Origin of the sequence: uncultured Jannaschia sp. (assembly GCF_947503795.1) — a bacterium.
In the GTDB taxonomy this organism is placed as follows: Bacteria; Pseudomonadota; Alphaproteobacteria; order Rhodobacterales; family Rhodobacteraceae; genus Jannaschia.
Map to the genome: position 1 here is coordinate 1623267 of NZ_CANNEZ010000001.1, position 23150 is coordinate 1646416.

The window sequence follows — 23150 nt, forward strand, 5'->3', positions numbered from 1 at the left end:
ATCGCATGTTCCGCCTCGCCCTCGTCACCTGTCTCGCCGCCGCTCCCGCTGCCGCGCATTACGGCATGATCATCCCGTCCGATCCGATGCTGTCGCAGGAGGACGGGCGCGCGATCGACCTGACGCTCTCCTTCTCGCATCCGTTCGAGGAGGACGGCATGGTGCTGGAGCGGCCCGAGGCCTTCACCGTGACCCATGACGGCACGACGACCGACCTGCTGGGCGATCTCTCGGAGGCCACGGTCATGGACGAGCCGGGATATACCCTGACCCACGAGCTGGCGCGCCCGGGCACCCATGTCTTCGCCATGACGCCCGTCCCCTATTGGGAGCCCGCGGAGGACGCGTTCATCCAGCATTTCACCAAGACCTACGTCTCGGCCTATGGCGATGACGAAGGCTGGGATGCCGAACTCGGGCTGCGCACCGAGATCGTGCCGCTGACCAAGCCGTTCGGCCTCTGGGCGGGCAACGTTTTCCAGGGGATCGTCCATCTGGAAGGGTCGCCCGTGCCCTATGCCGAGGTCGAGGTCGAATTCTACAACGAGGGCCAGAGCGCCGGCGTCCCCTCGGACCTGATGATCACCCAGACCGTCAAGGCCGATGGCAACGGCGTTTTCACCTATGCCGCCCCGGCCAGCGGCTGGTGGGGCTTTGCCGCGCTCAACACCGCGCCCGAGACCATGGCCTTCGAAGGCGAGGACAAGGCGGTCGAACTGGGCGCCGTGATCTGGGTCCGCTTCGAGGAATGGATGTCCCGGTGATCCGCGGCGCTCTCACGTTCGTATTCCTGCTGGCCCTGGCGGGGCCGGCACTTGCCCACCGCGTGAACGTCTTCGCGTCTGTCGAAGAGGACACCGTGACGGTCGAGGCTCGGTTCTCGACCGGGCGCATTCCGGTCTCCGGGGAGGTGCGCATCGAGGATGCCGACGGCCAGACCGTCGCGACCTACCCACTGGGCGCGGACGGAACGATGCAGTTCCCGCTCGCCGGTCTGCCCTATGAGGACGGTCTCGCCATCAACGTGCGAACCGGCGACGATCACGAGGGGTACTGGCTGCTGACGCCCGCCGACATCACCTCGGGGGGCGAAGGGTCGTGATCCGGGCCCTCGCCGCGCTGGCCGTCCTGAGCGGGCCTGCATTCGCGCAGGATCGTCCCGTCATTGTCGCCGACAGCTATCCCGTGGCGTTCTTCGCCGGCGCGCTGGCAGGCGATGCGGCCGAGGTGCGGCTGGCCGTCCCCGAAGGGCGCGATCCGTCCTCCTGGCGGCCCGGTCTGTCCGAGATCGTGGCCATCCAGGCCGCCGACCTGATCGTTTTGAACGGCTCGGGCCTGTCGGACTGGACGACGCGCGCGGCGCTGCCCCGGTCCCGCACCGTCGACACCGGGCGCGGCGTGGCGGACGACCTGATTGCCACCGACACCATCACGCACAGCCACGGGCAGGAGGGCAGCCACAGCCACGAGGGCGTGGCGACCCATACCTGGCTCGACCTCGACCTCGCGGCGCGGCAGGCCGAGGCGCTGGCCGCCGCGATGGGGCGCGCCCTGCCCGATGCACCGGTCGCGGCCAATCTCGACGCCCTGCTGGCCGATCTGGATGCGCTCGACGCGACCGGCGACGCGCTTGTCGAGGGCGCGCCCGTGCCGGTGATCGCGAGCCATCCTCGCTACGAGTATCTCGGCCGCGCCTACGGCCTCGACATCGCGGCGCTCGACTGGACGGCAGGCGTCGCGCCGGACGCGGCGCAACTGGCCGCCCTGGAGGCCGCGCGGGCCGAGACCGGCGCGCGCATCTTCATCTGGGAGGCCGAACCGCCCGAAGCGGCCCGCGCGGCCGTCGCGGCCCTCGGCCTCGCGCAGGCGGTCATCCCGCCGCTCGCGACCCCTCCGGCCGAGGGCGATTTCCTCTCGGCATTCCGCGACGGGCTGGCCGAGCTGGCCGCCGCGTTGAATTCCCTCGGTTGAGCGATCGGGCGCTCTGGCGGCCCGGCCATCGGCGCGCTCCGTGCGAGGAACTGATCGTGGTCCGCCGACGCATGTTCAGCGTTTGAGCTACCGCACATTCCGACCCGTCGCACGATGTCCCGATCTTCGTCTGCCCCGAACGCGAACACCACTCGCCCCAATCGAAATTTCGTTGTAGCTCATGTGACATGACCATCGTCGAAGATCCCATCGAACTCGAACAGACCAACACGCATGAATGCCCGATCATCGGCATCGGCGCCTCGGCGGGCGGGCTGGAGGCGATCCGCGACATGTTCGCCTCGGTCGGCGCGGCCAGCGACCAGGCCTTCGTGATCGTCCAGCATCTCGACCCGACCCATGTCAGCATGATGGCCGAGTTGATGGACCGGCATACCGGGCTCGAGGTCCGGCAGATCGAGGGCGGCGAGCGGGTGCAGGCGGGCCGCGCCTACGTGATCCCGCCGGGGGCCTCGCTGACGATCGACGATGGCGTTCTGACGCTCAGCCCCTTCGACGAGCCGCGCGGCGTCCGACGTCCGATCGACGACTTCTTCCATTCGCTCGCCCGCGACCAGGGACCGAACGCGGCCTGCATCATCCTCTCGGGCACCGGCTCGGACGGATCGGCGGGCCTGCGCGCCATCAAGGAGCGGGGCGGGATCTGCGCCGTCCAGAAGCCCAGCACGGCGCGGTTCGACGGGATGCCCATGTCGGCCATCGGCACGGGGCTGGTGGATTTCATCCTGCCCGTCGAGGAGCTGTGCCCGCGCCTCGCCGCCTTCTTCGAGAACAAGGAGGAGACCGAGAAGGCCGCCGAGCTGTCCTCCTTCGTCAGCGACCACGTCCAGGAGATCTGCCGCGCCCTGCAAAAGACGGTCGGGCATGACTTCACGGGCTACAAGCCTTCGACGATCATGCGCCGGATCGAGCGGCGGATGCATGTCCTCGAGATCCAGGAGGCGTCGAACTACCTCAAGCGGATCGAGGCCGACGAGCAGGAATGCGAGGCGCTGTTCCGCGACCTTCTGATCAACGTCACCAACTTCTTTCGCGACCCGGACATCTTCGAGAAGGTCCGCGAGGTGGCGATCGCCGACACCGTGCGGCGCGCCGAGGCCTCGCGCACCATCCGCGTCTGGGTGCCCGGCTGCTCGAGCGGCGAGGAAGCCTATACGATCGCCATCCTCTTCGCCGAGGAGATCAAGGCGCAGGACAAGGTCTGCGACGTCCAGATCTTCGCCACCGATATCGACGAGCAGATGCTCGCCCAGGCCCGCGATGGGCGCTATTCGCTGAGCGGTCTCAAGCACATCCCGTCGAGCATCCGCGACGGCTACGTCTACGGCAGCGAGGGGCATTTCGAGATCACTTCCGCGATCCGCGACATGGTCCATTTCTCGACCCACAGCCTGATCAAGGACCCGCCCTTCTCGAAGCTCGACTTCGTGTCCTGCCGCAACCTGCTGATCTATCTCGGGGACGAGATCCAGAAGGCCGTGATCCCCCTCTTTCACTACGCCCTCAAGCCCGACGGCTACCTGCTCCTCGGCTCCTCCGAGAGCATCGGGTCCTTCGACGACCTCTTCGAGGCGGTCGATCAGAAGGCGCGCATCTACAGCCGTCGGCCGGGCAAGCGCGCCTATCCCCGAAACTTCCCCATCAGCACCGGCTATCCCGGCGACGGGACCTCTCAGCGCCGGGCCCGGCGCCCGAGCCACGCGCAGGAGCCGGTGGTCGCCAACGCGGCCAGCGAGAAGCTCCTGTCGGCCTACGCTCCGGCACATATCATCATCGACCGCCACGGGGATATCGTGACCAGCCGGGGCAAGCTGACCAAGTATCTCGACTTTCCGTCGGGCGAGCCCACGCGCCATCTTCTCACGCTCGCCCGCCGCGAGCTGCGCGACGCGCTCTCGCCGCTTCTGCGGCGCGCGACCGAGACCCAGAAACGGCAGGCGCGCCAAAGCGTCGAGATCCGCTCGGAATTCGGCGTCCAGACCGTCGACATCGTCGTCGATCCGATGCCCGACGGCACCGTCCTCGTCGTCCTCCCAGAAGCCGATGCCTTCCGTCAGGAGATCGCCGAGGACGTGGTCGACGCGCCCGAGCCGGTCGATGTCGTCCATGATCTAGAGGAGGAGCTGCGGCTGACGCGCTTCCGGCTGCGCGCGACGGTCGAGGATCTCGAGACTGCGAACGAGGAGCTCAAGAGCTCCAACGAAGAGATGATGTCGATGAACGAGGAGCTGCAATCTTCGAACGAGGAGCTCTCGACCGTCAACGAGGAGATCAAGTCGAAGGCCGACCAGCTCGCCATCCTGAATGCGGATATGCGGCATTTCCTCGAATCCACCGATTTCGCGCTCGTCGTGGTCGACGAGGCGCTGCAGGTCCGCAACTTCACCGCCAGCATCACCGAGATCTTCCCCCTCAACGCCGGCGACCGGGGCCGCAACCTGACCGAAGTCCGGCTCTTCGTGGATGACGACCGCATCTTCGAGGATTGCCGCGCGGTTATGGAGACGGGACGTCCCGTGCAACGTTTGGTGGTCCGAAACGACGGCACCAAGACCTATTCGATGAAGATCCGCCCCTACCGCACGACCACGGACGCGATCGAGGGCGCGACGCTGACCTTCTCGGACGTCTCGAACCTCGAAGAGACCAAGCAGGCGCTCGAGACCCAGTCCGAACGGCTCCGGGTCGCGATCTCGGCGGCCGGGATGGGCGTGTGGAATTTCGAAACCGAGAGCGGCAAGACGACTGTAGACGCCACCATCCGCGCGTTCTTTGACATGCCGCCGACGGGCGAGCCGGTGCTGTCGGATTTCATCGACGCCATCCACGAAGACGACCGCGACGAGGTGGCCCGAACCCTATCCGAGGCCAGCGAGAGCGGCGCGCCCTGGCGGAACTCGTTCCGCGTGCCCAAGCCCGATGGCAAGACCATCTGGCTTCAGGGCGCGGGCCGGGTCGTCGAGGCGACCGGCGTGCGCAAGATGTTCGGCGTCAATTTCGACATCACCGAGCCGAAAGAGGCCATCGAAGCGCACGAGCTCCTCCTGCGAGAGATGAACCACCGGGTGAAGAACCTCTTCGCCGTCATCTCGTCGATGGTCAGCCTCGCGCGTCGCGACACCGACGATCCCGACCGCATCGTCACGCGCGTTCGCGACCAGATCAGCGCGCTGGCCGCCGCGCATGACGTTACCCAACAGCGTCAGAATTCACGAACCATCGCGCTCGACAAGCTCGTGGAAGCAATCCTTTCGCCGTTTCGGAACTCCCATGCGATCCTGATTGAGGGGCCCATGGTCGATGTCTCGACACAGGTCGTCACGCCGCTCGGGCTGATCCTTTTCGAATGGGCGACGAACGCCTCGAAATACGGCGCCCTGTCGGCCCCGGGCGGCGGCGTCACGATCGAATGGTCCGTCCAGCCGCTTTCAGATGATCACAGCGAAATCGTGCTGAGCTGGAACGAAACCGGCGGTCCGACGGTGGAGAAGCCGGCCGAAGCCCGGAATGGCTTCGGCTCTAGACTGATCGAGGGCTCCGCGCGCCAGCTCGACGGCCGGCTGGTCGACACATGGAAGCCGAGTGGCGTGCAACGCACACTGTCCTTCCCGCTCACGGATCCCGACTGACCAGCGGCAAGATCCCGGCGCGCGCCGCGCGAGGTGCGGCGCCCCCTCACTGGCCGGTCTGGGCGAGCGCGCCGAGAAGAAGCCACGCGGCAGCGAGGCACGCGACCGTGCGGACGGTGTTGAGGCGGGTCCAGCGGGGCCCGTAGACGGTCGCCCACCAGTCCCGCGCGTCTGGCCCGGACATGTCCATCCCGGCCAGCCGTTCGTTCAGCGGCACGTTGCCCGCCACGGTGACCGCGAAACAGCCGCCGAAGATCCCGCCGCCGCCGCCATGAGGCGCAGCGGGTCCGCCGCCGCGACCCAGCCGCCGATGAGAAGGACGAGCGACAGAGGCGCCATCCCGAGAAACAGCGCCATGAAGGCGATGCGGAAGACCTCGCGGTTGATCGATTGCATCGCCTCCGCACCGCCCGAGGTTCGCGCGAGGGCGCGCATGATGAAATCCGAAAAGGCGAGGAACACGACGCCGAGCGCGGCATAGGCCAGGATCGCGAACTGCGTCAGGGTGAGAAGCCAGGGCTCCATGTCAAATCTCCTTGGATCGGGGTCAGGCCACGCGGCGCGTGCGGCGAGGCAGGAAGGCCAGGGCTAACCAGAGCGCGATGGCAATCTCGGCGGTCAGGGCGGCGAGGATCTCGGCCGGTGGCAGCCCGTCGATGGCGATGCCGACCAGCCGCCCGAGCGGATAGCCGACATAGACGATGGCGGCCGCGACAAGCGCGGTGGGCCGCATCGCGGCATCCCGCAGGCCCGAAAGCATCACGAGGCCCAGCACGGCGAGGCCCGCACCGGGCGCGCGAAGCTCGCTCAGGAGGGCGGGATCCGGGCCGACGACGATGCCGGAGCCCGCGAGAAAGGCCGCGGGCGCCATCGTCAGCGCCGCACCGATCGCAGTGGCGACGATGCCGGCGGTCCCGAGGGCGAGGGTCTGAAACAGGGTCATGTCATTTCTCCGTGGTTGCGTCGGCGCGGACCGGACGCCCGCGCCGTTGGGGTCAGGCGGCGACGGGCGACCAAGCGCCGGCGCGCGCGGCACGGGCCGCGTAATCGGCGAAGTCGGTGGCGGGTCGCCCCAGCGCGCGCTGCACGCCGTCGCTGACCTGCGCGTTGCGCCCGTCCAGCGTCTCGCGCGCGATGGCCGTGAACACGTCGGCCACGTAGGCGCCCGCGCCTTGGGCCAGCCCCTCGTGGAAGTCTTCGAAGGTGATGGGGACGTGGCGGATCGGCCGACCCGTGGCGCGCGTGAGCGTGTCGGCCATGTCCGCGAAGCTCATGCAGCGCGGGCCGGTCAGCTCGTAGAAGCGACTGTCGGTGCCATCATATCTCAGCGCTTTCGCGGCCACCTCGGCGATGTCCTCGACGTCGAGGATCGGCTCGACCACGTCTCCGCCGGGCATCGGCAGCACGCCCGAAAGGATCGGATCGCGCAGATACCCTTCGGAGAAGTTCTGCGCGAACCACGCACAGCGCAGGCGCGTCGTCGGCACGCCCGCCGCGAGCACGGCCTCTTCGCCCATCCGGGCATGATGCTCACCGCGCCCCGAGAGAAGGACGAGGCGCTCGACACCCGCCCCCCGCGCCGTTTCCGCCAGCGCGCCCACGGCCTCCACGGCGCCGGGAAAGGCGAGATCCGGGAAATAGCTGATATAGGCCGCGCGCGCGCCGTCGAGGGCCGGCGCCCAGGTCGCGCGATCCTCCCAGTCGAACGGGGTCTCGCTGCTGCGCGCGCCACGGCGCACGGACACGCCCGCGGTCTCGAGGCGTTCGGCGATACGACGGCCGGTCTTGCCGGTGGCGCCGATGATCAGGGTGGGTCGGGGATCGGTCATGGTAGTCTCCTGTCCAAGTCGGGGATCGACGGGGACGGGATGCCATGGGAAGCGGGCGCCGGGCTTGACCCGACACGCCCGCTCTTTGACGCGTGGCGTCAGCCTCCCCGCCGTGCCGCGCGAAAGGCCGCAGGGGGTTCACCGCGCCAGCGCCGGAAGGCGCGGGTCAGGGCGCTCTGCTCGGAAAACCCGGCAAGGAAGGCGATCTCGGCCAGCGCGTAGTCCGAATTGACCAGCAACCCCTCGGCCAGATCCTGGCGTACGTGGTCGACCAGCGCGCGGAACGACATGCCTTCGGCGGCCAGCGCACGCTGCAGCGCCCGTTCCGACCGGCCCATCGCGGCGGCGATGCGCGCCAGCTCGGGGACGCCATCGCTCAGCGACCGCTCGACGGCGCGCCGCACGGCAGAAGGAAGGTCGTCGCCCGCGCCGCGCACCCGGTCGAGCGCCGCGTCGAGCTGCGCGTCGAGATAGGCTGAGAGCCCCGCATCCCCCAGCCGGTTGGGTCGGTCGATCAACTCGCCCGAGAGCAGCAGCCCATCGCGATCGCTGTCCCACGTCACCGGGCCGCCGAACCAGCCTGCATGGGGCGCGGACGCCCTTGGCGCGGGATGGCGGAGATGCACCTCGAGCGGTTGCACCGCGCCGGGGGCCACCTCGCGCATGATCGTCAGCGCCGAGGCGAGCGTGGCCTCGTTCGAGAGCCGGAGCCCCAGTCGCCGTGCGCCCGCGCGGTGCAGCATGAACCAGGCGCCCGGACCTTCGGGGCGGACCTCGAACTCAGCGACCGAGGTCAGCACCCGCCAGTAGCGGGCCGCCCGGCGAAAGCTGTCGCGCAGGGTCGGCGCCGTCTTCCAGGCCAGCCCGAACGCACCGTAGTCGTCGCAGCGCATCGTCGCCCCGACGCGCAGCGCCATGTCGGTCGCATCCGGCAGGTCATGGGCGATCCGTTCAAGCAGGTCGTAATAGGCGGTGTCCGCGATCATCGTGGCGACGTCGGCCTGCGCATCGGGATCGAGCCCAACGGCGCGCAGGTAGGCGGGCCCGCCCGTTCCGCCCACGGCGGCGACGACCTTGCGCAGGTAGAGCGACGTCACGGAGCCCATGGATCGCACGCTAGCCGAGCCGGCCTGCACTGTCATCGCCGGGATGCGGCCCCGACCCCCGAGGGCCGTGCCGTCGAACCCATCACGCGCTATGACCTTCGCGTCCCCTCGCCCGCAAAGGAGCTTCGCGATGCCGTCCCCCACCCCGACCCTTCACATGCTCTGCGGCAAGATCGCTTCGGGCAAGTCCACCCTCGCCAACACGCTGGCCGCCCATCCGGATACGGTGCGCCTATCCGAGGACGACTGGCTCCACGCGCTCTATGGCGAGGAGATGCACACCCTCGCCGATTACGTCCGATGCGCGGCCAAGCTGCGCGCCGCGATCGGCCCGCATGTCGCGGACCTGCTTCGCGCGGGACTGTCAGTCGTGCTCGACTTTCAGGCGAACACGGTCGAGGCCCGCAGCTGGATGCGGTCGATCATCGACGCCAGCGGGTCGGCCCACGCGCTCCACGTGATGACCACATCCGACGCGACCTGCCTGGCCCGCCTGCGCGCGCGCAACGAAAGCGGCGACCATCCCTTTGCCGCGACCGAAGCGCAATTCCACCGCACGTCCGCGCGTTATGTTCCGCCCGCGCCGGAGGAAGGGTTCGACATCGTGTTGCACGAGGCCGACGAGGGCTGAGGCGCGGCCCGACAGCCGTGCGTCCCGGGGCACTGGCGGCCGATCGGACCGGCCGCCCCCCGCCCCTCCGATCCATCGACATTGACAAAGCACGGCTCTGCCGCGCCTACTGGTATTCTGGACGGACCAGTATATCAGTTGTCCGGATCAAGGGAGGATCACATGAAAGCCATCCGTTGCGCGGCCCTCGCCGCCAGCCTCGCCGTCTCGCCGGCCTTCGCGCAGGACGCGAGCTACCCCGAGCCCGAACGCGGGACCTACGTCATCGAGAATTTCGAGTTCGAGACCGGCGAGGTGCTGCCGGAGATGAATGTCAGCTATCTGACCATCGGCGACCCGGCGAACCCGCCGGTGCTGATCACCCATGGCACGACCGGTCAGGCCGAGAGCATGTTGGGCGATGCCTTCGCAGGCAATCTTTACGGGCCGGGCCAGCCGCTCGACGCGTCGAAATACTACCTGATCCTCGTCGATGCGATCGGCGCGGGGCAGTCGTCGAAGCCGTCCGACGGCCTGCGCGCGGATTTCCCAGAGCAGACGCTCATGGACATGGTCAACGCCCAGAAGATGCTGCTTGAAGATCACATGGGCATCGACCGGCTGCACGTGAAAATCGGCTTCTCGATGGGCGGCATGCTGACCTGGACCTGGCTGACGGAATACCCCGACTTCATGGATGGCGGCGTGCCCATCGCCTCGCTGCCGGGGCCGATGGCGGGCCGTAACTGGATGATGCGCCGGATGGTGATCGATGCCGTGCGCGACGACCCCGCCTGGATGGAGGGCAATTACGAGGAGCAGCCCCCCATGCTGCGCTACATGTCGGCCTGGTTCGGCATCGCGACCTCGAACGGCAACCTCCGCCTGCAGGAGATCGGGGCCACCCGCGTCGACGCCGATGCCTTCGTGGACGAGCGGAAGGCGCAGCAGAAGGTCGGCGACGCCAATGACGTGATGTACATGTGGAACGCGTCGCGGAACTTCGACCCGACCCCGAAGCTGGGCGAGATCACCGCAGATGTCCTCGTGCTCCTGTCGCAGGACGACGAGCGCAATCCCGTCGAGCTGCCGATGCTCGAGGAGAACATGGCCAAGATCCCCAATGCCGAGGTCTATATCGTGCCCGAGGATGCCGAGACGCGCGGCCACGGCACGACCTACAACGCGAGCTACTACGCGGATGTGCTGGCCGAGTTCATGGCTGGGCTGCCCAACGCGCCCGAGTGACGGCACGCGTGTAAGATCGAACGGGGCGTCGTCCGGCGCCCCGTCATCGCCGCGTCAGTTCGCCCGCGCGCCCCGACCGTCGAGAAAGGCGCGGGTCGTCTCGTAGATGCGGGTCGCGTGGGTCTCGACCGCCGCAACCGCCGCATCGGCATCCCCGGCCACGAGAGCGTCGAGGATCGCGCGGTGATCGGCGATGCTCTGGGCCACGGCTCCCGGGCGCGCAACGATGCGGCGCCGGTGGTCGAGCAGGTGGTTGTAGAGCGACATCGCCATGTCCGCGAAGACCTCATTCCCCGCCGCGCGATAGAGAATCGCGTGGAAATCCCGATCGCACAAAAGGAACCGCACGGGATCGCCGTCGCATTCCGTCTGCGCGTCGATCGAGGCGCGGAGCGCGGTCAGCGTTTCGGGCGCCATGCGCGCGGCGGACAAGGCAGCGATCCGGCGTTCGATCAGCACGCGCGCGGCGTGGACGCTTTCAAGATCGTAGGGCCCGCTCCAATCGATGGTCGACGCCCCGGCGAGGACGGCGGACACGTCGGATTTGGCGACACTGGTCCGCGCGCCATGAGCCACGCGCAGGATGCCATGCGCCGCGAGGATCGCGATGGCGCCGCGGATGGTTTCGCGACTGACCGAGAGCGACGTCGCAAGCTCGCGCTCGCCGGGAAGCTCGTCGCCGACGGCAAGTACGCCCGACGAGATCAACGCCGCCAGCTTTTCGGCAATGGCCTCCCGCACCGACTGGCGCGAGACCTGCCCCATCAGCGCCTTGGTGTTCTCCGGCGGCAAGCGTCGAACCTGACCCATGCGTCGCGTGTCCTTCTCGTGGTGTCGGGGGCCGATAGCAGACTTGGCGCGACGGCGACAGCGCGGCACGCCGGATCGCCGTCCGGGGCCGGTGTCCATGGTCCGGCCGCGACACGGCAGATTGACTCGCGCCCCCGATTGGCCCACTGTTCGGACCAGTAGTCCAAGGCCGCCCCGGCGGTCGTTGTCGGGAGGGAGGCCCCGCATGGATGCCCACCCCCTGCTGGCGGCGGACGGGACCGGTCTGGGCCATCTGCCCCGGCGGTCCATGAAGGATGCCATCGCTGAAAAGCTCGCGACGCTGATCGGGTCGGGCGCGCTTTCGGTGGGCGACCCGCTGCCCGCCGAGCGTGAACTGGCCGCTGCCATGGGCGTCAGCCGCGAGACGATCCGGGGCGCGTTCCTCATCCTGTCGACGCGCGGGATATTGTCGGTGGTTCAGGGCGCGCGCACCACCGTGGCTTCGGACGATGTGGGCGATCTGGGCCTCGCCGCCATGCCGCAGTCGCAGGTGACGGCCTACGGGCTCGACGACGTGCATGACGCCCGGCTCTTGGTCGAGGCGCGCGTCGCCCGGCTGGCGGTCGAGACGATGCAGGCGGACGACCTGGCACGACTGGACGCGCTGATCGACGCGCAGGACGGCGCGCGTGACGACCCGGTCCGCTACCTGATCCTCGACCGCGAGTTCCACACGATCATCTACCGCGCCTGCGGCAACGCCGTCCTCTCGGATATCGCCGCCACGCTCTATTCCTACCTGCTCGGCCATCGTCGCCGGGCCGTCGCCCGACCGGGCGCCATCGATCGCAGCATCGCCGATCATCGCACGATCCTGGACGCCCTCGGCGCCCGCGACGGCGATGCCCTGGCCCACGCATTCGGCGTCCACGAACGCCGGATCTACGAGACGACCCGCCAGCTTCTGGGCGAGACGGGTCGCAACGATCAACACGGAGGAGACACCACATGATCAACCGCAGAACCTTTGCGAGAACCGCATCCGCCGGCCTGACCGCAGCCGTCCTGGCGCTGGCCGCCCCGGCCAGCGCGCAGGACAACGGAGAGCTGGTCTACATGACGCCCGGCCTCGACCTCGCCTTCTGGCGCTACGTGTCCGAGGGCGTGAAATCCGTCGCCGAGGAGAACGGCTACGGCTTCTCGGCGCTCGACAGCACCAACGACCCGCAGACCCAGCTACAGAACGCGCAGGACGCGATCGCGCGCGGGGTCGCGGGCATCGTGCTCTCGCCCACCGACAGCTCGACCGCGCCGGCCGTGCTGCAACTGGCGCAGGACAACGACATCCCCGTCGTCATCGCCGATATCGGCACCGATAGCGGCGAATTCGTCTCGGTCATCGGGTCGAACAACTACGAGGGCGCAAATGGCGTCGGCGAAGCACTCGCCGCGGCCATGACGGAGGCCGGCAAGACCGACGCGACCGTCGGCATTGTCGGCATCAGCCAGGCCCGCCTCAACGGGCAGGCCCGCACGAAGGGCTTCAAGGACGCGCTGACGGCGGCGGGGATCGAGGGCGACGCAGGATTGCAGCAGATGCAAGCCTACACCGCTGACGAGACGTTCAAGTTCACCCAGGACATGATCACCTCCAATCCGGGCATGGGCGCGATGTTCGTCCAGACCGACGGGCCGACGCTGGGCGCGCTGCGCGCGATCAAGGCGGCGCGGATGGACGGCGACGTGCTGGTCGCGGCCTTCGACGGCATCCCGGAATTCGTCCCGCTTCTCCAGTCGGGCGAGCTCGTCGTGTCGGGCATGCAGCAGCCCTACCTGATGGGCGTCCGCTCGGCCGAAGCGATGGTCGAGCATCTGGGCGGCGGCACCCCCGAGAAGGAGATCACCGTGCCGATCCTGATCGTGACCTCGGAGAACATCGAAGAGATGCTTCCGACGATCAAGGAAACGGTCTTCGCCAACGAGATCGAGTGACGCTATCGTCCGGGGCGCGGCACTCTCGCCCCGGACAATCTCGGACCCGCGATGAAAGATGCTCAGACACAGCCGGACCCCGCGGTCCGTGCCGACGCCCTGCTGGTCGCGCGGGGTGTGTCGAAGAATTTCGGCAAGACGCAGGCGCTGACCGACTCCGCCCTGACGCTGCGCCCCGGCGAGGTTGTGGGCCTTCTGGGTGCCAATGGCGCGGGCAAGTCCACCCTATCCCGCATCGTGTCGGGACATATCCAGCCCTCGGGCGGCGAGATCACGTTTGACGGACGCCCCCTCGCGCTGTCGTCGACCCGCGACGCGCTGCGCCAGGGCATCGCTCTTGTGGCGCAGGAAACGTCGCTGGCACCCGATCTCTCGGTGCTCGAGAACATCTTCCTGCCCGATCTCGCGACGCCCGGTCGCCTGTCGTTCCGGGCGATGCGGCGGCGCGCCAACGAACTTCTCTCCGGTCTCGGGCACGAGCATGTCCTGCCGCTCGACGCCGAGGTCCGCACGCTTTCGGCGGCGCAGCGGCAACTGGTCGAGATCGCCAAGGCGCTGGCGCTCGACGCGCGGCTGGTCATCTTCGACGAGCCGACGGCCTCGCTCTCTGCCACGGAAGTCGATCGCCTCTTCGACATCATGGCGCGGCTGCGCGACGGCGGCCACGCGCTCGGCTTCGTGTCGCACCGGCTGGAAGAGGTCTTCGCAATCACCGACCGCGTCACTATCCTGCGCGAGGGCCAGGTCGTGGCCGAGGACGTGGCGACCGGCACGCTGAGCCAGGGCGACATCATCCAGCACATGGTCGGCCGCGACATCGGCGCGATCTACGCCGCGCGCCGGGCTCCGCCCAAGGGCGATGCCGACGCCGTCTTCGAGGTCCGCAACCTGCGCGCCGCCCCCTGGGTGCAGGACATGAGCTTCGCGGTCCGCAGGGGCGAGATCCTCGGCCTCGGCGGGCTGGTCGGCGCCGGGCGCTCCGAGGCGATGGAAGCGATCTGGGGCCTGCGCCCGCGCCAGGGCGGCGAGATCCTCGTCCGGGGCAAGCCCGCGCGCCTGAGAAAGCCCGCCGACGCCGTTCGCGCCGGGCTGGGTTTCGTGGCCGAGGACCGGCGCGCGCAGAACATTGTCCCCGACCTCAGCGTCCGCGAGAACCTGATGATCGCCCAGATGGGCCAGCATCGCGGCTTCGGGCGAGGCTATGGCAAGCGCGCGGACAAGGTCGCCTCGCTCATCACCGATCTCGGTCTGCCGCCCGACCGGCTGGACCAGAGCCTGCTCAACTTCTCCGGCGGGATGCAGCAGAAGATCATCATCGCCCGCTGGCTCCTGACCGAACCGGACATCCTGATTCTCGACGAGCCCACCAAGGGCGTCGATATCGGCACGCGCTCCTCGATCTACCGGCTGTTGCAGGATGCCGCCGACCGGGGCCTCGCCGTCATCGTCATCTCGTCGGATTTCGAGGAGCTGCTCGGCATCTCCGAACGTGTGGTGGTCGTGTCGGACGGCGTCACCATCGCCGACCTTCCCGTCGCGCGGCTGACCGAGGAGAAACTCACCCTGTTGGCCGCACCCCGCACCTCGACCGCGCGAAACCAGGCGCTGCTCCGGGCGCTCGTCGAGGCCCATGGCGGGGACGCCTTCTGGGCGCTGCTCGACGGCGAGGAGACGATCTGTCTCGCGCAGGCGGGCGACCGGCTCGCGGGGATGGTACCGGGCGAAGCCGCCTTGGCCGACGAGACGCGGATCCCCGATGCCATCCGGGCGCGCGGGCCGGATTTCACCGCAGACGGCGAACACCGCACGCTCCTGACCCAGATGACCGACAAGCGCGGCCACGATCTCGGCTGGATCGGCCTGACGCTGCCCAGCGCGTCCGCCTCGCCCGAGCCGGAAGCCATCCGGCGCCGCATCGCTACCCTGACCGACCCTGCCGAAGAGGTATCCACGTGACCGACGCGACCCCCGCCGACACGCAGCAGGGCGGCGGCCCGAGCCTGATCTCGACCATCCTGCGAAGCCTCGAATTCCGCATGCTCTGCCTCGCGCTTCTTCTGGCGGTGGTTCTGTCGCTCTCGTCGGAGTTCTTCCTGACGGAACGCAACATCTTCAACATCCTCGACCAATCGGTCGTCATCGGCATCGTCGCGGTGGGCATGACCTTCGTGATCCTGACCGGCGGCATCGACCTGTCGGTCGGCGCGGTGTTCGGGCTGACGGGCATCGTGTTGGCGCAGGCGTTGCAGGTCATGCCGATCCCGATCGCGATCCCGCTGGCCGTGCTGGCGGGCGCGGGGATCGGGCTCTTCTCGGGCGTGCTGGTCGCCGTCTTCGGCCTGGCGCCCTTCGTCGTGACGCTGGGCGTCATGGCCATCGGGCGCAGCCTCAGCTTCATCTTCTCGGGGCAACGCTCGATCTCGGGCCTGCCGCCCGATCTCGACGCCATCGTCTACAGCACCTTCCTCGGCATCCCGACGAACGTCCTGTTCCTCCTGGCGCTCTACGTGCTCGCCTGGGCCTACCTGACCTACACCAAGGGCGGGCGCACGATCTACGCGATCGGCTCGAATTTCGAGGCGGCGCGCGCGGCGGGCCTCTCGACGATGTTCTACTCGATCCTGCCCTACGTCGTCTCGGGCGCGCTTGCCGCCGTCGCCGTGACCTTCAGCCTGGCACAGGTCATGTCGGCCGACCCGCTCGCCGGCAACGGGCTGGAGCTCGACGCCATTGCTGCCGTCGTCATCGGCGGGGCCAGCCTCTATGGCGGGCGCGGCTCGATCATCGGGACGCTGCTCGGGGTCCTCATCATGGTGATGATCCGCAACGGCCTGAACCTGATGGGCGTGTCGCCCTTCTGGCAGGGCACCGCCATCGGCTCGATCATCATCATCGCCCTCCTGGCCGAGCGTCTCATCAACTGGCGCTCCGCCCGCAGCTAGGAACGTCCCATGTCCGACCCGTCCCGCGCCATCGCCCTCTACGGCACCGAGGAAACCGTCCCGCCGCCCCGTATCCTGCGCGCGGGCAAGCTGTCGGCCGAACTGGAGGCGGGGAACCTGCGCTATATCCGCTGGGACGGGCACGAGGTGCTGCGCGCGGTGTCCTTCATCGTGCGCGACAAGGATTGGGGCACCTACAACCCGGAGATCTCGGGGCTCGAGATTACCGAGGACGACGATGCCTTTACCGTCACGCTGCACGCTGTCGCGGGCGACGGGGACCAGAGCTTCGCCTATGACGCGCGGATCGAGGGACGGGCCGACGGCACGCTGACCTTCCACGGCACGGGCGGGACCGAGGACGGGTTCCTGACCAACCGCACGGGCTTCGTGATCCTGCACCCGATCGACGGCATCGCGGGCGCGCCCGTCACCATCGAACATACCGGCGGCGAGACCGCCGAGAGCCTGTTCCCCGAGATCATCGACCCGGTCCAGCCGATGATGGACCTGCGCGCGCTCAGCCACACCACGCCCGCGGGCCTGAAGGTCCGCGTGCTGATGGAGGGCGACACCTACGAGATGGAGGACCAGCGGAACTGGACCGACGCCTCCTACAAGACCTATGTGCGGCCCCTCGCGCGGCCCTGGCCCTACCGGATCGAGCCGGGCGAGGTCATCGACCAGACGATCACCGTGACCGTCACCGGCATGGCAGCGACCACCGAGACCGGCGGCGCGGTGAAGCTGCGACCGGGCGCGGAGGTCGGCCCCCTGCCGCCGCTCGGCCTCGGGCTCCGGCCCGAAGACGCAGCGACCGCCAAGGCGGCGGCCGAGACGCTCCGCGCTCTCGCGCCCGCCTACATGGTGCTGCACCACGATCCCCGCGCCGGGCATGACCGTGCGACGCTCGAGGCCATGCTCGACGTCAGCCGCACCGTCGGCGCCACGCCGTGGCTGGAAGCCGTGATCGAGGCGACCGACGATGCGGGGGCGGCATCCGAGATCGCGGCGCTGGGCGCTATGTCCAAGGCGCTCGGCCATCCGTTCCACACCGTGCTGGTCTCGCCCGCACCCGATCTCAAATGCACGCTCCCCGGCTCCGTCTGGCCGGACGCGCCCGATGCGGCCACGCTCTACGACGCGACGCGGGCCGCCTTCCCTGAGGCCCGGATCGGCGGCGGCATGTTCTCCTATTTCACCGAACTCAACCGCAAGCGTCCGCCCGTGGACCGGCTGGACCTTCTGTCCTTCACCACCTCGCCCATGGTCCATGCCGGGGACGACCGTTCGGTCATCGAAACCCGCGAAGCGCATCCTGCCATCGTCAAATCCGTCACAGAGATCGCCGGGACGACGCCCTGGGCCGTCGGCCCCTCGGCCATCGGCATCCGCGACAATCCCTACGGCGCGGCGGCCAAGGACAATCCGGGCAATATCCGGCAGGCGATGAACTGGAACGACCCGCGCCAGCGCGGTCTTTTCGGCGCGGCCTGGGCGCTGACCTATTTCGCGCATTTCGCCGAAGGCGGCGCATCGTCCATCGCGCTGGGGGCCGCGACGGGTCCGTTCGGCGCGATCGCGGCGCCGTCCGACTTCCCGAAGCCCTGGTTCGACGAGGCGGGCGGCGTCTATCCCGTGTTCCACGTCCTGCGCGGTCTCGCACGGCTGGAAGGGGCCACGATGCACGCGCTCGATCTTCCGGCGGCGGGGCCCGTGGCCGGGCTGGCGGCCCGGACGGACGGGGGTCTGGAGATCTGGGTCGCGAATGTCGGCCCCGATCCCGTCGAGGTGGCGTTGGCACACGACGCCGAGATGCGGGTCGCCCGCCTCGATGCAGGCGGCTTCGCCGCGGCCGCCGCCAATCCCGCGATCATGGACGACCTCTCGCCCGCGTCCGGCGCGCTCACCCTCGACGCCTTCGCGATCGCGCGGATCGTGACCGGGGCCTAGCGCACACGGCCACGACCCCGACGGCACGCCTCGACACCGGCGTCCGATCCCGGATCGCCGGCGTCTTCCTGCGGCCTTAACCAACCGCACGCGCTTGTTATTCGACCTTCATGTCGCCGTCGCACTAGCGTGGTCGGTGAGCTTTCACACCGTGTTGCCCGGCCCTGCCACAGGTCGACCGCCTGCCCCATCGACCGCGTCCAGATCGAGGATCGCCCATGACCCCCCTTCCCCATCCGTCGTCGCTTGCCCCCTCCGAGGCGCAGACGCTGCTCGAGCGGACCCGCGCGCGCACGACAGCCCTTGCCGCACCGCTGGCGCCCGAGGACACGATGTTGCAATCCATGGAGGACGCGTCGCCCGCGAAATGGCACCTCGCGCATACGACGTGGTTCTTCGAGGAATTCATCCTCAAGCCCCGTGTCGCGAATTACGTCTCGCCGGACGACCGGTTCGCGTTCCTCTTCAACTCCTACTACGTGCAGGCCGGTCCGCGTCATGCCCGCGACAAGCGGGGCCTGATCTCCCGTCCCGGATGCGAGGCGGTCACCGACTACCGTGCGCATGTCGAGGATGCGCTCGCGTCGCTTCTAGCCGCCGCGCGCGACGATGCCGACGAGATTGCCGCGCTGGTCGAGCTGGGCTGTCACCACGAGATGCAGCACCAGGAACTTCTGGTGACCGATCTTCTCCATGGGCTGAGCTTCAATCCCCTCCTGCCCGTCTACCGCGAGCCGAAACCGCTCCCCGTCACCTCCGAAACGCCGTTGACCTGGACCCGGCACGCGGGCGGCCTTTGCGAAATCGGGCATGACGGACGGGGCTTCGCCTATGATTGCGAGGGGCCGCGGCATCGGGTCTTCCTCGAGCCCTACGAGATCGCGGACCGGCCCGTGACGAACCGCGACTGGATCGCCTTCATGGAGGATGGCGGCTACGGCGGTGCCCGGCACTGGCTGATGGAGGGCCATGCCGTCCGCGAGCGCGAGGGTTGGGAGCATCCGCTCTACTGGTGGCGACAGGACGACGCGTGGTGGACCTACACCCTACGCGGCCCGCAGCCCGTCGCGCTCGACGCCCCGGTCGTCCATGTCAGCTACTACGAGGCCGATGCCTTCGCCCGCTGGGCGGGCGCGTCCATGGAACGGGGCGCGCGCCTGCCGACCGAGGCCGAGCACGAGACCGCCTTCGCCGACACCGCCATCGCGGGCAACTTCCTCGACGAGGGCGACGGTCTTGGCATGATGCGACCGATGCCGGGTCCGGGCGTCTGGGGCGGCGTCTGGGAATGGACCGCCTCGCCCTTCACGCCCTATCCCGGCTTTCGCGCCCCCGACGGCGCGCTGGGCGAATACAACGGCAAGTTCATGGTCAACCAGATGGTGCTGCGCGGCGGTTCCTGCGCGACGCCGCGGGACCAGATGCGGCCGAGCTACCGGACGTTCTTCTACCCGCACCAGCGCTGGCAGATGATGGGCCTCCGGCTGGCAAGGGATGCATGATGGACGGCGCACCGCTGCCGCCCCCGAACCCGGACCTGCTGCACGACGCGCTGGCAGGGCTGACGGCGCCGAAGAAGAGCCTGCCGCCGAAATGGCTTTACGATGCGCGGGGTTCGGCGCTCTTCGAGGCGATCACGGACCTGCCGGAATACGACCTGACGCGCACCGAAACCGCGATCCTGCGGGCCGAGGCCGGTCGGCTGGCCCGCCTCGTGCCGCCGGGCGGGGCGCTGGTCGAGTTCGGCTCGGGCGCCAGCACCAAGACGCGGACGCTGCTCGACGCGGGGCCGCATCTCGGGGCCTATGTCCCCGTTGATATCTCGGAGGCGTTCCTTGCCGAGACGGCGACCGCGCTCCGCCGCGACTACCCCCATCTGTCGATCCACCCCGTCGCCGCCGATTTCACCGCCCCCGTGGCGCTGCCCGCCGAACTGGCGGACCGTTCGAAGGTCGGCTTCTTCCCCGGCTCGACCATCGGCAATCTCGACCCCGCCATCGCGGTCCGCCTGCTGGCCCACGCGCGGGGCTGGCCGGACGTCCGGGCCTTCGTGCTCGGCATCGATCTGGTCAAGGACGAGGCCGCGATGGTGGCGGCCTATGACGATGCGGCGGGCGTGACGGCGGCGTTCATCGCCAACATCCTCGTCCGGCTGAATGCCGAGGCAGCGGGCGAGTTCGACCCCGCGACCTTTGCCTATCGCGCAACCTGGAACGTCGAAGCAGCGCGGATCGACATGGAGTTGGTGTCGCGCCGGGCGCAGACGATCCGGCTGGCGGATCACGAAATCCCCTTCGAAGCTGGCGAGCCGATCCACGTGAGCGCCTCGCGGAAATACACATCCGACAGCGTGGCCGCGCTCGTGTGCGATGCGGGCTGGCACCTGGACAAGATGCTCACGGACCCGATGGACCGCTTCGCCGTCGCCATCCTCGCCCCGGAGGTGTGACCGCCGCCGCGCCCTACCGGATCTGTTCGACCAGGGTCAGGCGATCCGGCATCTGCCAGCTTTCGACGATGACGCCATCCTCGATCCGGTGGACCGCGATCGCGCTGAACTCGACCGCGCGGCCGGTCGCCGGATAGCCCAACACCTCCCCCGAATGCGTGCCCCTGAGCGTGCCGATCACCGTGACCACGTCATCGGCGAAATGCAGGCTGTCGATCTCGAACGAGATGTCGGGGATGCCCGCGATGTAACTGTCGATCTCGTCGAGATAGCTGTCGACCGAGCGGTTCGGGCGGGATGGCGACTCGCCGTGAACGAACCAGGCATCCCCGAGCACGCGCTCGAACTGGGCGTCGTCGCGCGCGTTGAGCGCCGCGTAATACCGCTCGATCATGTTGAAGGCCCGCTCCTCGCCCAGAAGCGGCGAGGCCAGCGCATCGGCGAAATGCCCGACATCGGGCGCCGCGGAGCGCAGGCGAAGGTAACCCAGCACGAGGTTGTCGCGCTTGGGATCGATCACCAGAACCTCGCCTTCGAAGACCCGGAACTGCGTCAACTCCTCGATATTGGTGTAATGTGAGACGATCAGAAGCGGACCGGACCGCTCGGGATCGCCCTCCCAGTCCGAGATGCGATCGCGCAGGGGTGTCACGTCGGGCGATCCCTGAAGCGAAAGCAGCAGGTTCAGGTCAGGCGTCGTCTCGACCGGCATGGCCGCCGAAATGGCGGGATCGATCTCGGCCATGCCCTCCAGCAAGCTCTCGACCGTCTGCTGGTTGCGGCACCACTCGCTGACGACGATCCGGGCGGGCACGACACCGTTGGAGGCCAGAAGTGCGCCCATATCCACCATGTTCGCGCGCCCCTCGGCGGCCATCACCCGCTGGTTCGCGCAATCGGTCGGCGCGACATTCGGCTCGTCCAGCTTGGACCAGTCCGTCGGCCCGTGGCGCATCAGGAACACGAGATCGCCGCGCGTGAAGATGTCGACGAGCTGTTGGTACGGCTCGAACCGCAGCCGGTCCTCGACCTCGCGCGGGCCGGCGGCTTCGACGCTCATGGCCATTTCGCCCATATGGGTTGAGATCTGGGTGATGTTCGGACGCGCGGCCTCCTGCGCGGCGCCGAGCCCGGCAACCGTCAGGGCGGTGACCAGGGCCAGCGGCCCGAGCGGCTTCGTGATCCACATCATGTCGGTCAAATCCTTCGATGGTTTCACCAAGGACCGGCACCCCGTTAAGCGGGGCGACGGGGCCGGGGGACGGGGCGGCCCCGCCGCCATCCCGGCATCATGTCCGCAGAATGGCCGCCCGAGGCGCCGATGTCGCGCGCAAATTGCGGGCAGAGCGTCATGGGCCGTGGCTGGCGGCCCACCTCACCGGCGCCAGGGATCAGGCGTCCGGCGCCTCGGCCCCGTTCCACCCGGCCACGACGGCGGGCGCGCGGTCGCCCCGGACCTCGATCGCATCGAGCGCGGCGTTCAGCTCGCCCAGCTCCGCGTCGGTGAACGAGACCTGCGCGGCGGCGATGTTGTCGCAAAGATAGGTGATCTGCGTCGTGCCCGGAATGGAGACGATATCCGGCGCCCGTGTCATCAGCCACGCCAGCGCGATCTGTCCGGGCGCGGCCTCCGTTCGCGCGGCGAGCCAGAGGCGGTCTCCGTGCCCTCGGCCGGAGAGCGGGACGCAGTGGCTCCGCCCATGCGCGTGCGCACCCGGCCGGGGCGCATCGCGTTGACCCTCACGTCGCCCCGCGCGCAGCGAGGACCGTCGCAGTATCCGGTCGGTGGAAGAGGTCTTGGCATCGGTGCTCCCGCCCCGCGGTCATCGCGGGTCGAGCGCGCGCAGGTATTGCTGCGATCCGGCAAGACGCGGGCTCAGGTCGCGCGTGCGGTCGGCTATACGGCTGGACACGCCTTTCGGCGGGCGCTCACGCGGTTCGGCGGCTGACGCGAGGCGGCAGCATCCTACCGCTCCCGGCGCGACGCCCGTCTAGCTCAAATGAGGTCCGACGAGGATCAGGTCGGGCAATGCGCGCCCGCGTCAATCCATGCCTGCGTCAGTTGACCGAACAGCTCCTGCGTGCCCGGCGCCGGAGTGCGGCCGTCGCCCGGCTCCCATGCCCAGCCCACCAGCCCGTCCTCGGCATTGTGCTCGTGGATCTCGGCCAGCGTACGGTCGCCGTTGCGCGCGGGGTCCTTCAGCTGCACGCAGATTTCGGCCACCGACAGCCCCGTCCATCCCATCGACGCGGGCGCGATATGCCAGGGCTCGTGTCCCGGTATCGACCCCTCGCCACTGACATAGGTCAGATTCTCTGACCCGTGGCAGGTCGTGCATTCCATGCCGACCGCGCCGATATCCGCGACGCCGCGCACGACCGGGGGCTGGTGCGGCTCCATCAGGTCACCCTGCAGCGGGGACGCGCCGACCGGGTGACAGTTCATGCACCGGGGATGGGTGATGACCTTGGCCATCTCGCCGAACAACGCGGCTGCCCGCGCCTCGTCCCCCTCGATCCCGGCGAAGCTGTCGGGTCCGGCCAGTTCGGTCGCGAGGTCCTGCGCGAGGGCGGGCGCCCCCGCCAGAAGGAGCGCCGTAAGCCATGTCGTGATCTTCATGGGATCTTC

At 68.8% G+C, this 23150-nt stretch carries 22 protein-coding genes; 13 read left to right on the top strand and 9 right to left on the bottom strand.

From position 1 onward, the window contains the following. Nucleotides 1-5: 5 nt before the first annotated feature. The 4 genes from Q0833_RS08520 (at nucleotide 6) to Q0833_RS08535 (ending at nucleotide 5621) form a co-directional block, all read left to right on the top strand. The gene (locus Q0833_RS08520) at nucleotides 6-764 is read left to right on the top strand and encodes a DUF4198 domain-containing protein (protein ID WP_298432554.1); all 759 of its coding nucleotides are present in this window, start codon (nucleotides 6-8) and stop codon (nucleotides 762-764) included. Next, complete coding sequence (locus tag Q0833_RS08525; protein ID WP_298432557.1) at nucleotides 761-1102, top strand: hypothetical protein; 342 nt, start codon at nucleotides 761-763, stop codon at nucleotides 1100-1102. The genes Q0833_RS08520 and Q0833_RS08525 overlap by 4 nt, the downstream gene beginning before the upstream one ends. Beyond that, a complete protein-coding gene (locus Q0833_RS08530; RefSeq protein ID WP_298432560.1) occupies nucleotides 1099-1971 on the top strand; it encodes a zinc ABC transporter substrate-binding protein in 873 nt (290 codons plus the stop codon). Before Q0833_RS08525 ends, Q0833_RS08530 begins: the two co-directional genes overlap by 4 nt. A 188-nt stretch (nucleotides 1972-2159) precedes the next feature. Then, nucleotides 2160-5621: a chemotaxis protein CheB gene (locus tag Q0833_RS08535; protein WP_298432563.1), complete on the top strand. Its 3462-nt coding sequence runs from the start codon at nucleotides 2160-2162 to the stop codon at nucleotides 5619-5621. A gap of 46 nt (nucleotides 5622-5667) precedes the next feature. On the opposite strand, the gene Q0833_RS08540 is transcribed toward Q0833_RS08535, so the two are convergent. From Q0833_RS08540 to Q0833_RS08560, 5 genes are all read right to left on the bottom strand, one after another. After that, entirely contained in the window at nucleotides 5668-5838 is a 171-nt protein-coding gene (locus Q0833_RS08540; RefSeq protein WP_298432567.1) for a DUF1772 domain-containing protein, read from the bottom strand. Further along, nucleotides 5829-6146, bottom strand: a complete 318-nt coding sequence (locus Q0833_RS08545; RefSeq protein WP_298432569.1) for a hypothetical protein — start codon at nucleotides 6144-6146, stop codon at nucleotides 5829-5831. Before Q0833_RS08545 ends, Q0833_RS08540 begins: the two co-directional genes overlap by 10 nt. A gap of 22 nt (nucleotides 6147-6168) precedes the next feature. Beyond that, a complete protein-coding gene (locus tag Q0833_RS08550; RefSeq protein ID WP_298432572.1) occupies nucleotides 6169-6564 on the bottom strand; it encodes a DUF4345 domain-containing protein in 396 nt (131 codons plus the stop codon). Between the two features lie 52 nt (nucleotides 6565-6616). Beyond that, on the bottom strand, nucleotides 6617-7450 hold the full coding sequence (locus Q0833_RS08555) for an NmrA family transcriptional regulator (protein WP_298432575.1): 834 nt from the start codon (nucleotides 7448-7450) through the stop codon (nucleotides 6617-6619). A gap of 98 nt (nucleotides 7451-7548) precedes the next feature. Beyond that, nucleotides 7549-8556, bottom strand: coding sequence for an AraC family transcriptional regulator (locus Q0833_RS08560; protein WP_298432578.1), 1008 nt, complete (start codon nucleotides 8554-8556; stop codon nucleotides 7549-7551). Between the two features lie 130 nt (nucleotides 8557-8686). Between Q0833_RS08560 and Q0833_RS08565 the strand changes: the two genes are divergently transcribed. Both Q0833_RS08565 and Q0833_RS08570 read left to right on the top strand, forming a co-directional pair. Then, nucleotides 8687-9187, top strand: a complete 501-nt coding sequence (locus tag Q0833_RS08565) for an ATP-binding protein (RefSeq protein ID WP_298432581.1) — start codon at nucleotides 8687-8689, stop codon at nucleotides 9185-9187. A 162-nt stretch (nucleotides 9188-9349) separates the two neighbouring features. Then, entirely contained in the window at nucleotides 9350-10414 is a 1065-nt protein-coding gene (locus tag Q0833_RS08570) for an alpha/beta fold hydrolase (RefSeq protein WP_298432584.1), read from the top strand. Between the two features lie 54 nt (nucleotides 10415-10468). On the opposite strand, the gene Q0833_RS08575 is transcribed toward Q0833_RS08570, so the two are convergent. Beyond that, nucleotides 10469-11224 carry a FadR/GntR family transcriptional regulator gene (locus Q0833_RS08575; protein ID WP_298432587.1) on the bottom strand — a complete coding sequence of 252 codons (756 nt, stop codon included), beginning with the start codon at nucleotides 11222-11224 and terminating at the stop codon, nucleotides 10469-10471. 205 nt (nucleotides 11225-11429) lie between these two features. Between Q0833_RS08575 and Q0833_RS08580 the strand changes: the two genes are divergently transcribed. From Q0833_RS08580 to egtD, 7 genes are all read left to right on the top strand, one after another. Beyond that, the gene (locus tag Q0833_RS08580) at nucleotides 11430-12197 is read left to right on the top strand and encodes a FadR/GntR family transcriptional regulator (RefSeq protein WP_298432590.1); all 768 of its coding nucleotides are present in this window, start codon (nucleotides 11430-11432) and stop codon (nucleotides 12195-12197) included. Then, the gene (locus tag Q0833_RS08585) at nucleotides 12194-13177 is read left to right on the top strand and encodes a substrate-binding domain-containing protein (protein WP_298432593.1); all 984 of its coding nucleotides are present in this window, start codon (nucleotides 12194-12196) and stop codon (nucleotides 13175-13177) included. Before Q0833_RS08580 ends, Q0833_RS08585 begins: the two co-directional genes overlap by 4 nt. A gap of 51 nt (nucleotides 13178-13228) precedes the next feature. Beyond that, nucleotides 13229-15133: a sugar ABC transporter ATP-binding protein gene (locus Q0833_RS08590; RefSeq protein ID WP_298432596.1), complete on the top strand. Its 1905-nt coding sequence runs from the start codon at nucleotides 13229-13231 to the stop codon at nucleotides 15131-15133. Beyond that, nucleotides 15130-16119 carry an ABC transporter permease gene (locus Q0833_RS08595; protein WP_298432599.1) on the top strand — a complete coding sequence of 330 codons (990 nt, stop codon included), beginning with the start codon at nucleotides 15130-15132 and terminating at the stop codon, nucleotides 16117-16119. Before Q0833_RS08590 ends, Q0833_RS08595 begins: the two co-directional genes overlap by 4 nt. 9 nt (nucleotides 16120-16128) lie before the next feature. Continuing rightward, on the top strand, nucleotides 16129-18072 hold the full coding sequence (locus tag Q0833_RS08600) for a hypothetical protein (protein ID WP_298432602.1): 1944 nt from the start codon (nucleotides 16129-16131) through the stop codon (nucleotides 18070-18072). Between the two features lie 218 nt (nucleotides 18073-18290). Further along, on the top strand, nucleotides 18291-19574 hold the full coding sequence (gene egtB, locus Q0833_RS08605; RefSeq protein WP_298432605.1) for an ergothioneine biosynthesis protein EgtB: 1284 nt from the start codon (nucleotides 18291-18293) through the stop codon (nucleotides 19572-19574). Next, nucleotides 19571-20521 (top strand): L-histidine N(alpha)-methyltransferase, encoded by a 951-nt coding sequence (egtD, locus tag Q0833_RS08610; protein WP_298432608.1) that lies wholly within the window; start codon nucleotides 19571-19573, stop codon nucleotides 20519-20521. The genes egtB and egtD overlap by 4 nt, the downstream gene beginning before the upstream one ends. Before the next feature lie 13 nt (nucleotides 20522-20534). Here egtD and Q0833_RS08615 read toward each other — a convergent pair whose 3' ends face one another. The 3 genes from Q0833_RS08615 to Q0833_RS08625 all read right to left on the bottom strand — a co-directional run bounded on the left by Q0833_RS08615 (nucleotide 20535) and on the right by Q0833_RS08625 (nucleotide 23141). After that, a complete protein-coding gene (locus tag Q0833_RS08615; protein ID WP_298432611.1) occupies nucleotides 20535-21713 on the bottom strand; it encodes an ester cyclase in 1179 nt (392 codons plus the stop codon). 199 nt (nucleotides 21714-21912) lie between these two features. Next, entirely contained in the window at nucleotides 21913-22116 is a 204-nt protein-coding gene (locus Q0833_RS17880) for a hypothetical protein (protein ID WP_367274942.1), read from the bottom strand. A gap of 422 nt (nucleotides 22117-22538) precedes the next feature. After that, nucleotides 22539-23141 (bottom strand): Isoquinoline 1-oxidoreductase subunit, encoded by a 603-nt coding sequence (locus Q0833_RS08625; protein WP_298432614.1) that lies wholly within the window; start codon nucleotides 23139-23141, stop codon nucleotides 22539-22541. Nucleotides 23142-23150: the final 9 nt, after the last annotated feature.

Coding starts and splice junctions, on each gene's coding strand:
- Q0833_RS08520 (WP_298432554.1), top strand. CDS start 6: ATGTTCCGCCTCGCCCTCGTCACCTGTCTCGCCGCCGCTCCCGCTGCC.
- Q0833_RS08535 (WP_298432563.1), top strand. CDS start 2,160: ATGACCATCGTCGAAGATCCCATCGAACTCGAACAGACCAACACGCAT.
- Q0833_RS08545 (WP_298432569.1), bottom strand. CDS start 6,146: ATGGAGCCCTGGCTTCTCACCCTGACGCAGTTCGCGATCCTGGCCTAT.
- Q0833_RS08550 (WP_298432572.1), bottom strand. CDS start 6,564: ATGACCCTGTTTCAGACCCTCGCCCTCGGGACCGCCGGCATCGTCGCC.
- Q0833_RS08555 (WP_298432575.1), bottom strand. CDS start 7,450: ATGACCGATCCCCGACCCACCCTGATCATCGGCGCCACCGGCAAGACC.
- Q0833_RS08560 (WP_298432578.1), bottom strand. CDS start 8,556: ATGGGCTCCGTGACGTCGCTCTACCTGCGCAAGGTCGTCGCCGCCGTG.
- Q0833_RS08565 (WP_298432581.1), top strand. CDS start 8,687: ATGCCGTCCCCCACCCCGACCCTTCACATGCTCTGCGGCAAGATCGCT.
- Q0833_RS08570 (WP_298432584.1), top strand. CDS start 9,350: ATGAAAGCCATCCGTTGCGCGGCCCTCGCCGCCAGCCTCGCCGTCTCG.
- Q0833_RS08575 (WP_298432587.1), bottom strand. CDS start 11,224: ATGGGTCAGGTTCGACGCTTGCCGCCGGAGAACACCAAGGCGCTGATG.
- Q0833_RS08580 (WP_298432590.1), top strand. CDS start 11,430: ATGGATGCCCACCCCCTGCTGGCGGCGGACGGGACCGGTCTGGGCCAT.
- Q0833_RS08585 (WP_298432593.1), top strand. CDS start 12,194: ATGATCAACCGCAGAACCTTTGCGAGAACCGCATCCGCCGGCCTGACC.
- Q0833_RS08590 (WP_298432596.1), top strand. CDS start 13,229: ATGAAAGATGCTCAGACACAGCCGGACCCCGCGGTCCGTGCCGACGCC.
- Q0833_RS08600 (WP_298432602.1), top strand. CDS start 16,129: ATGTCCGACCCGTCCCGCGCCATCGCCCTCTACGGCACCGAGGAAACC.
- egtB (WP_298432605.1), top strand. CDS start 18,291: ATGACCCCCCTTCCCCATCCGTCGTCGCTTGCCCCCTCCGAGGCGCAG.
- egtD (WP_298432608.1), top strand. CDS start 19,571: ATGATGGACGGCGCACCGCTGCCGCCCCCGAACCCGGACCTGCTGCAC.
- Q0833_RS08615 (WP_298432611.1), bottom strand. CDS start 21,713: ATGATGTGGATCACGAAGCCGCTCGGGCCGCTGGCCCTGGTCACCGCC.
- Q0833_RS17880 (WP_367274942.1), bottom strand. CDS start 22,116: ATGACACGGGCGCCGGATATCGTCTCCATTCCGGGCACGACGCAGATC.
- Q0833_RS08625 (WP_298432614.1), bottom strand. CDS start 23,141: ATGAAGATCACGACATGGCTTACGGCGCTCCTTCTGGCGGGGGCGCCC.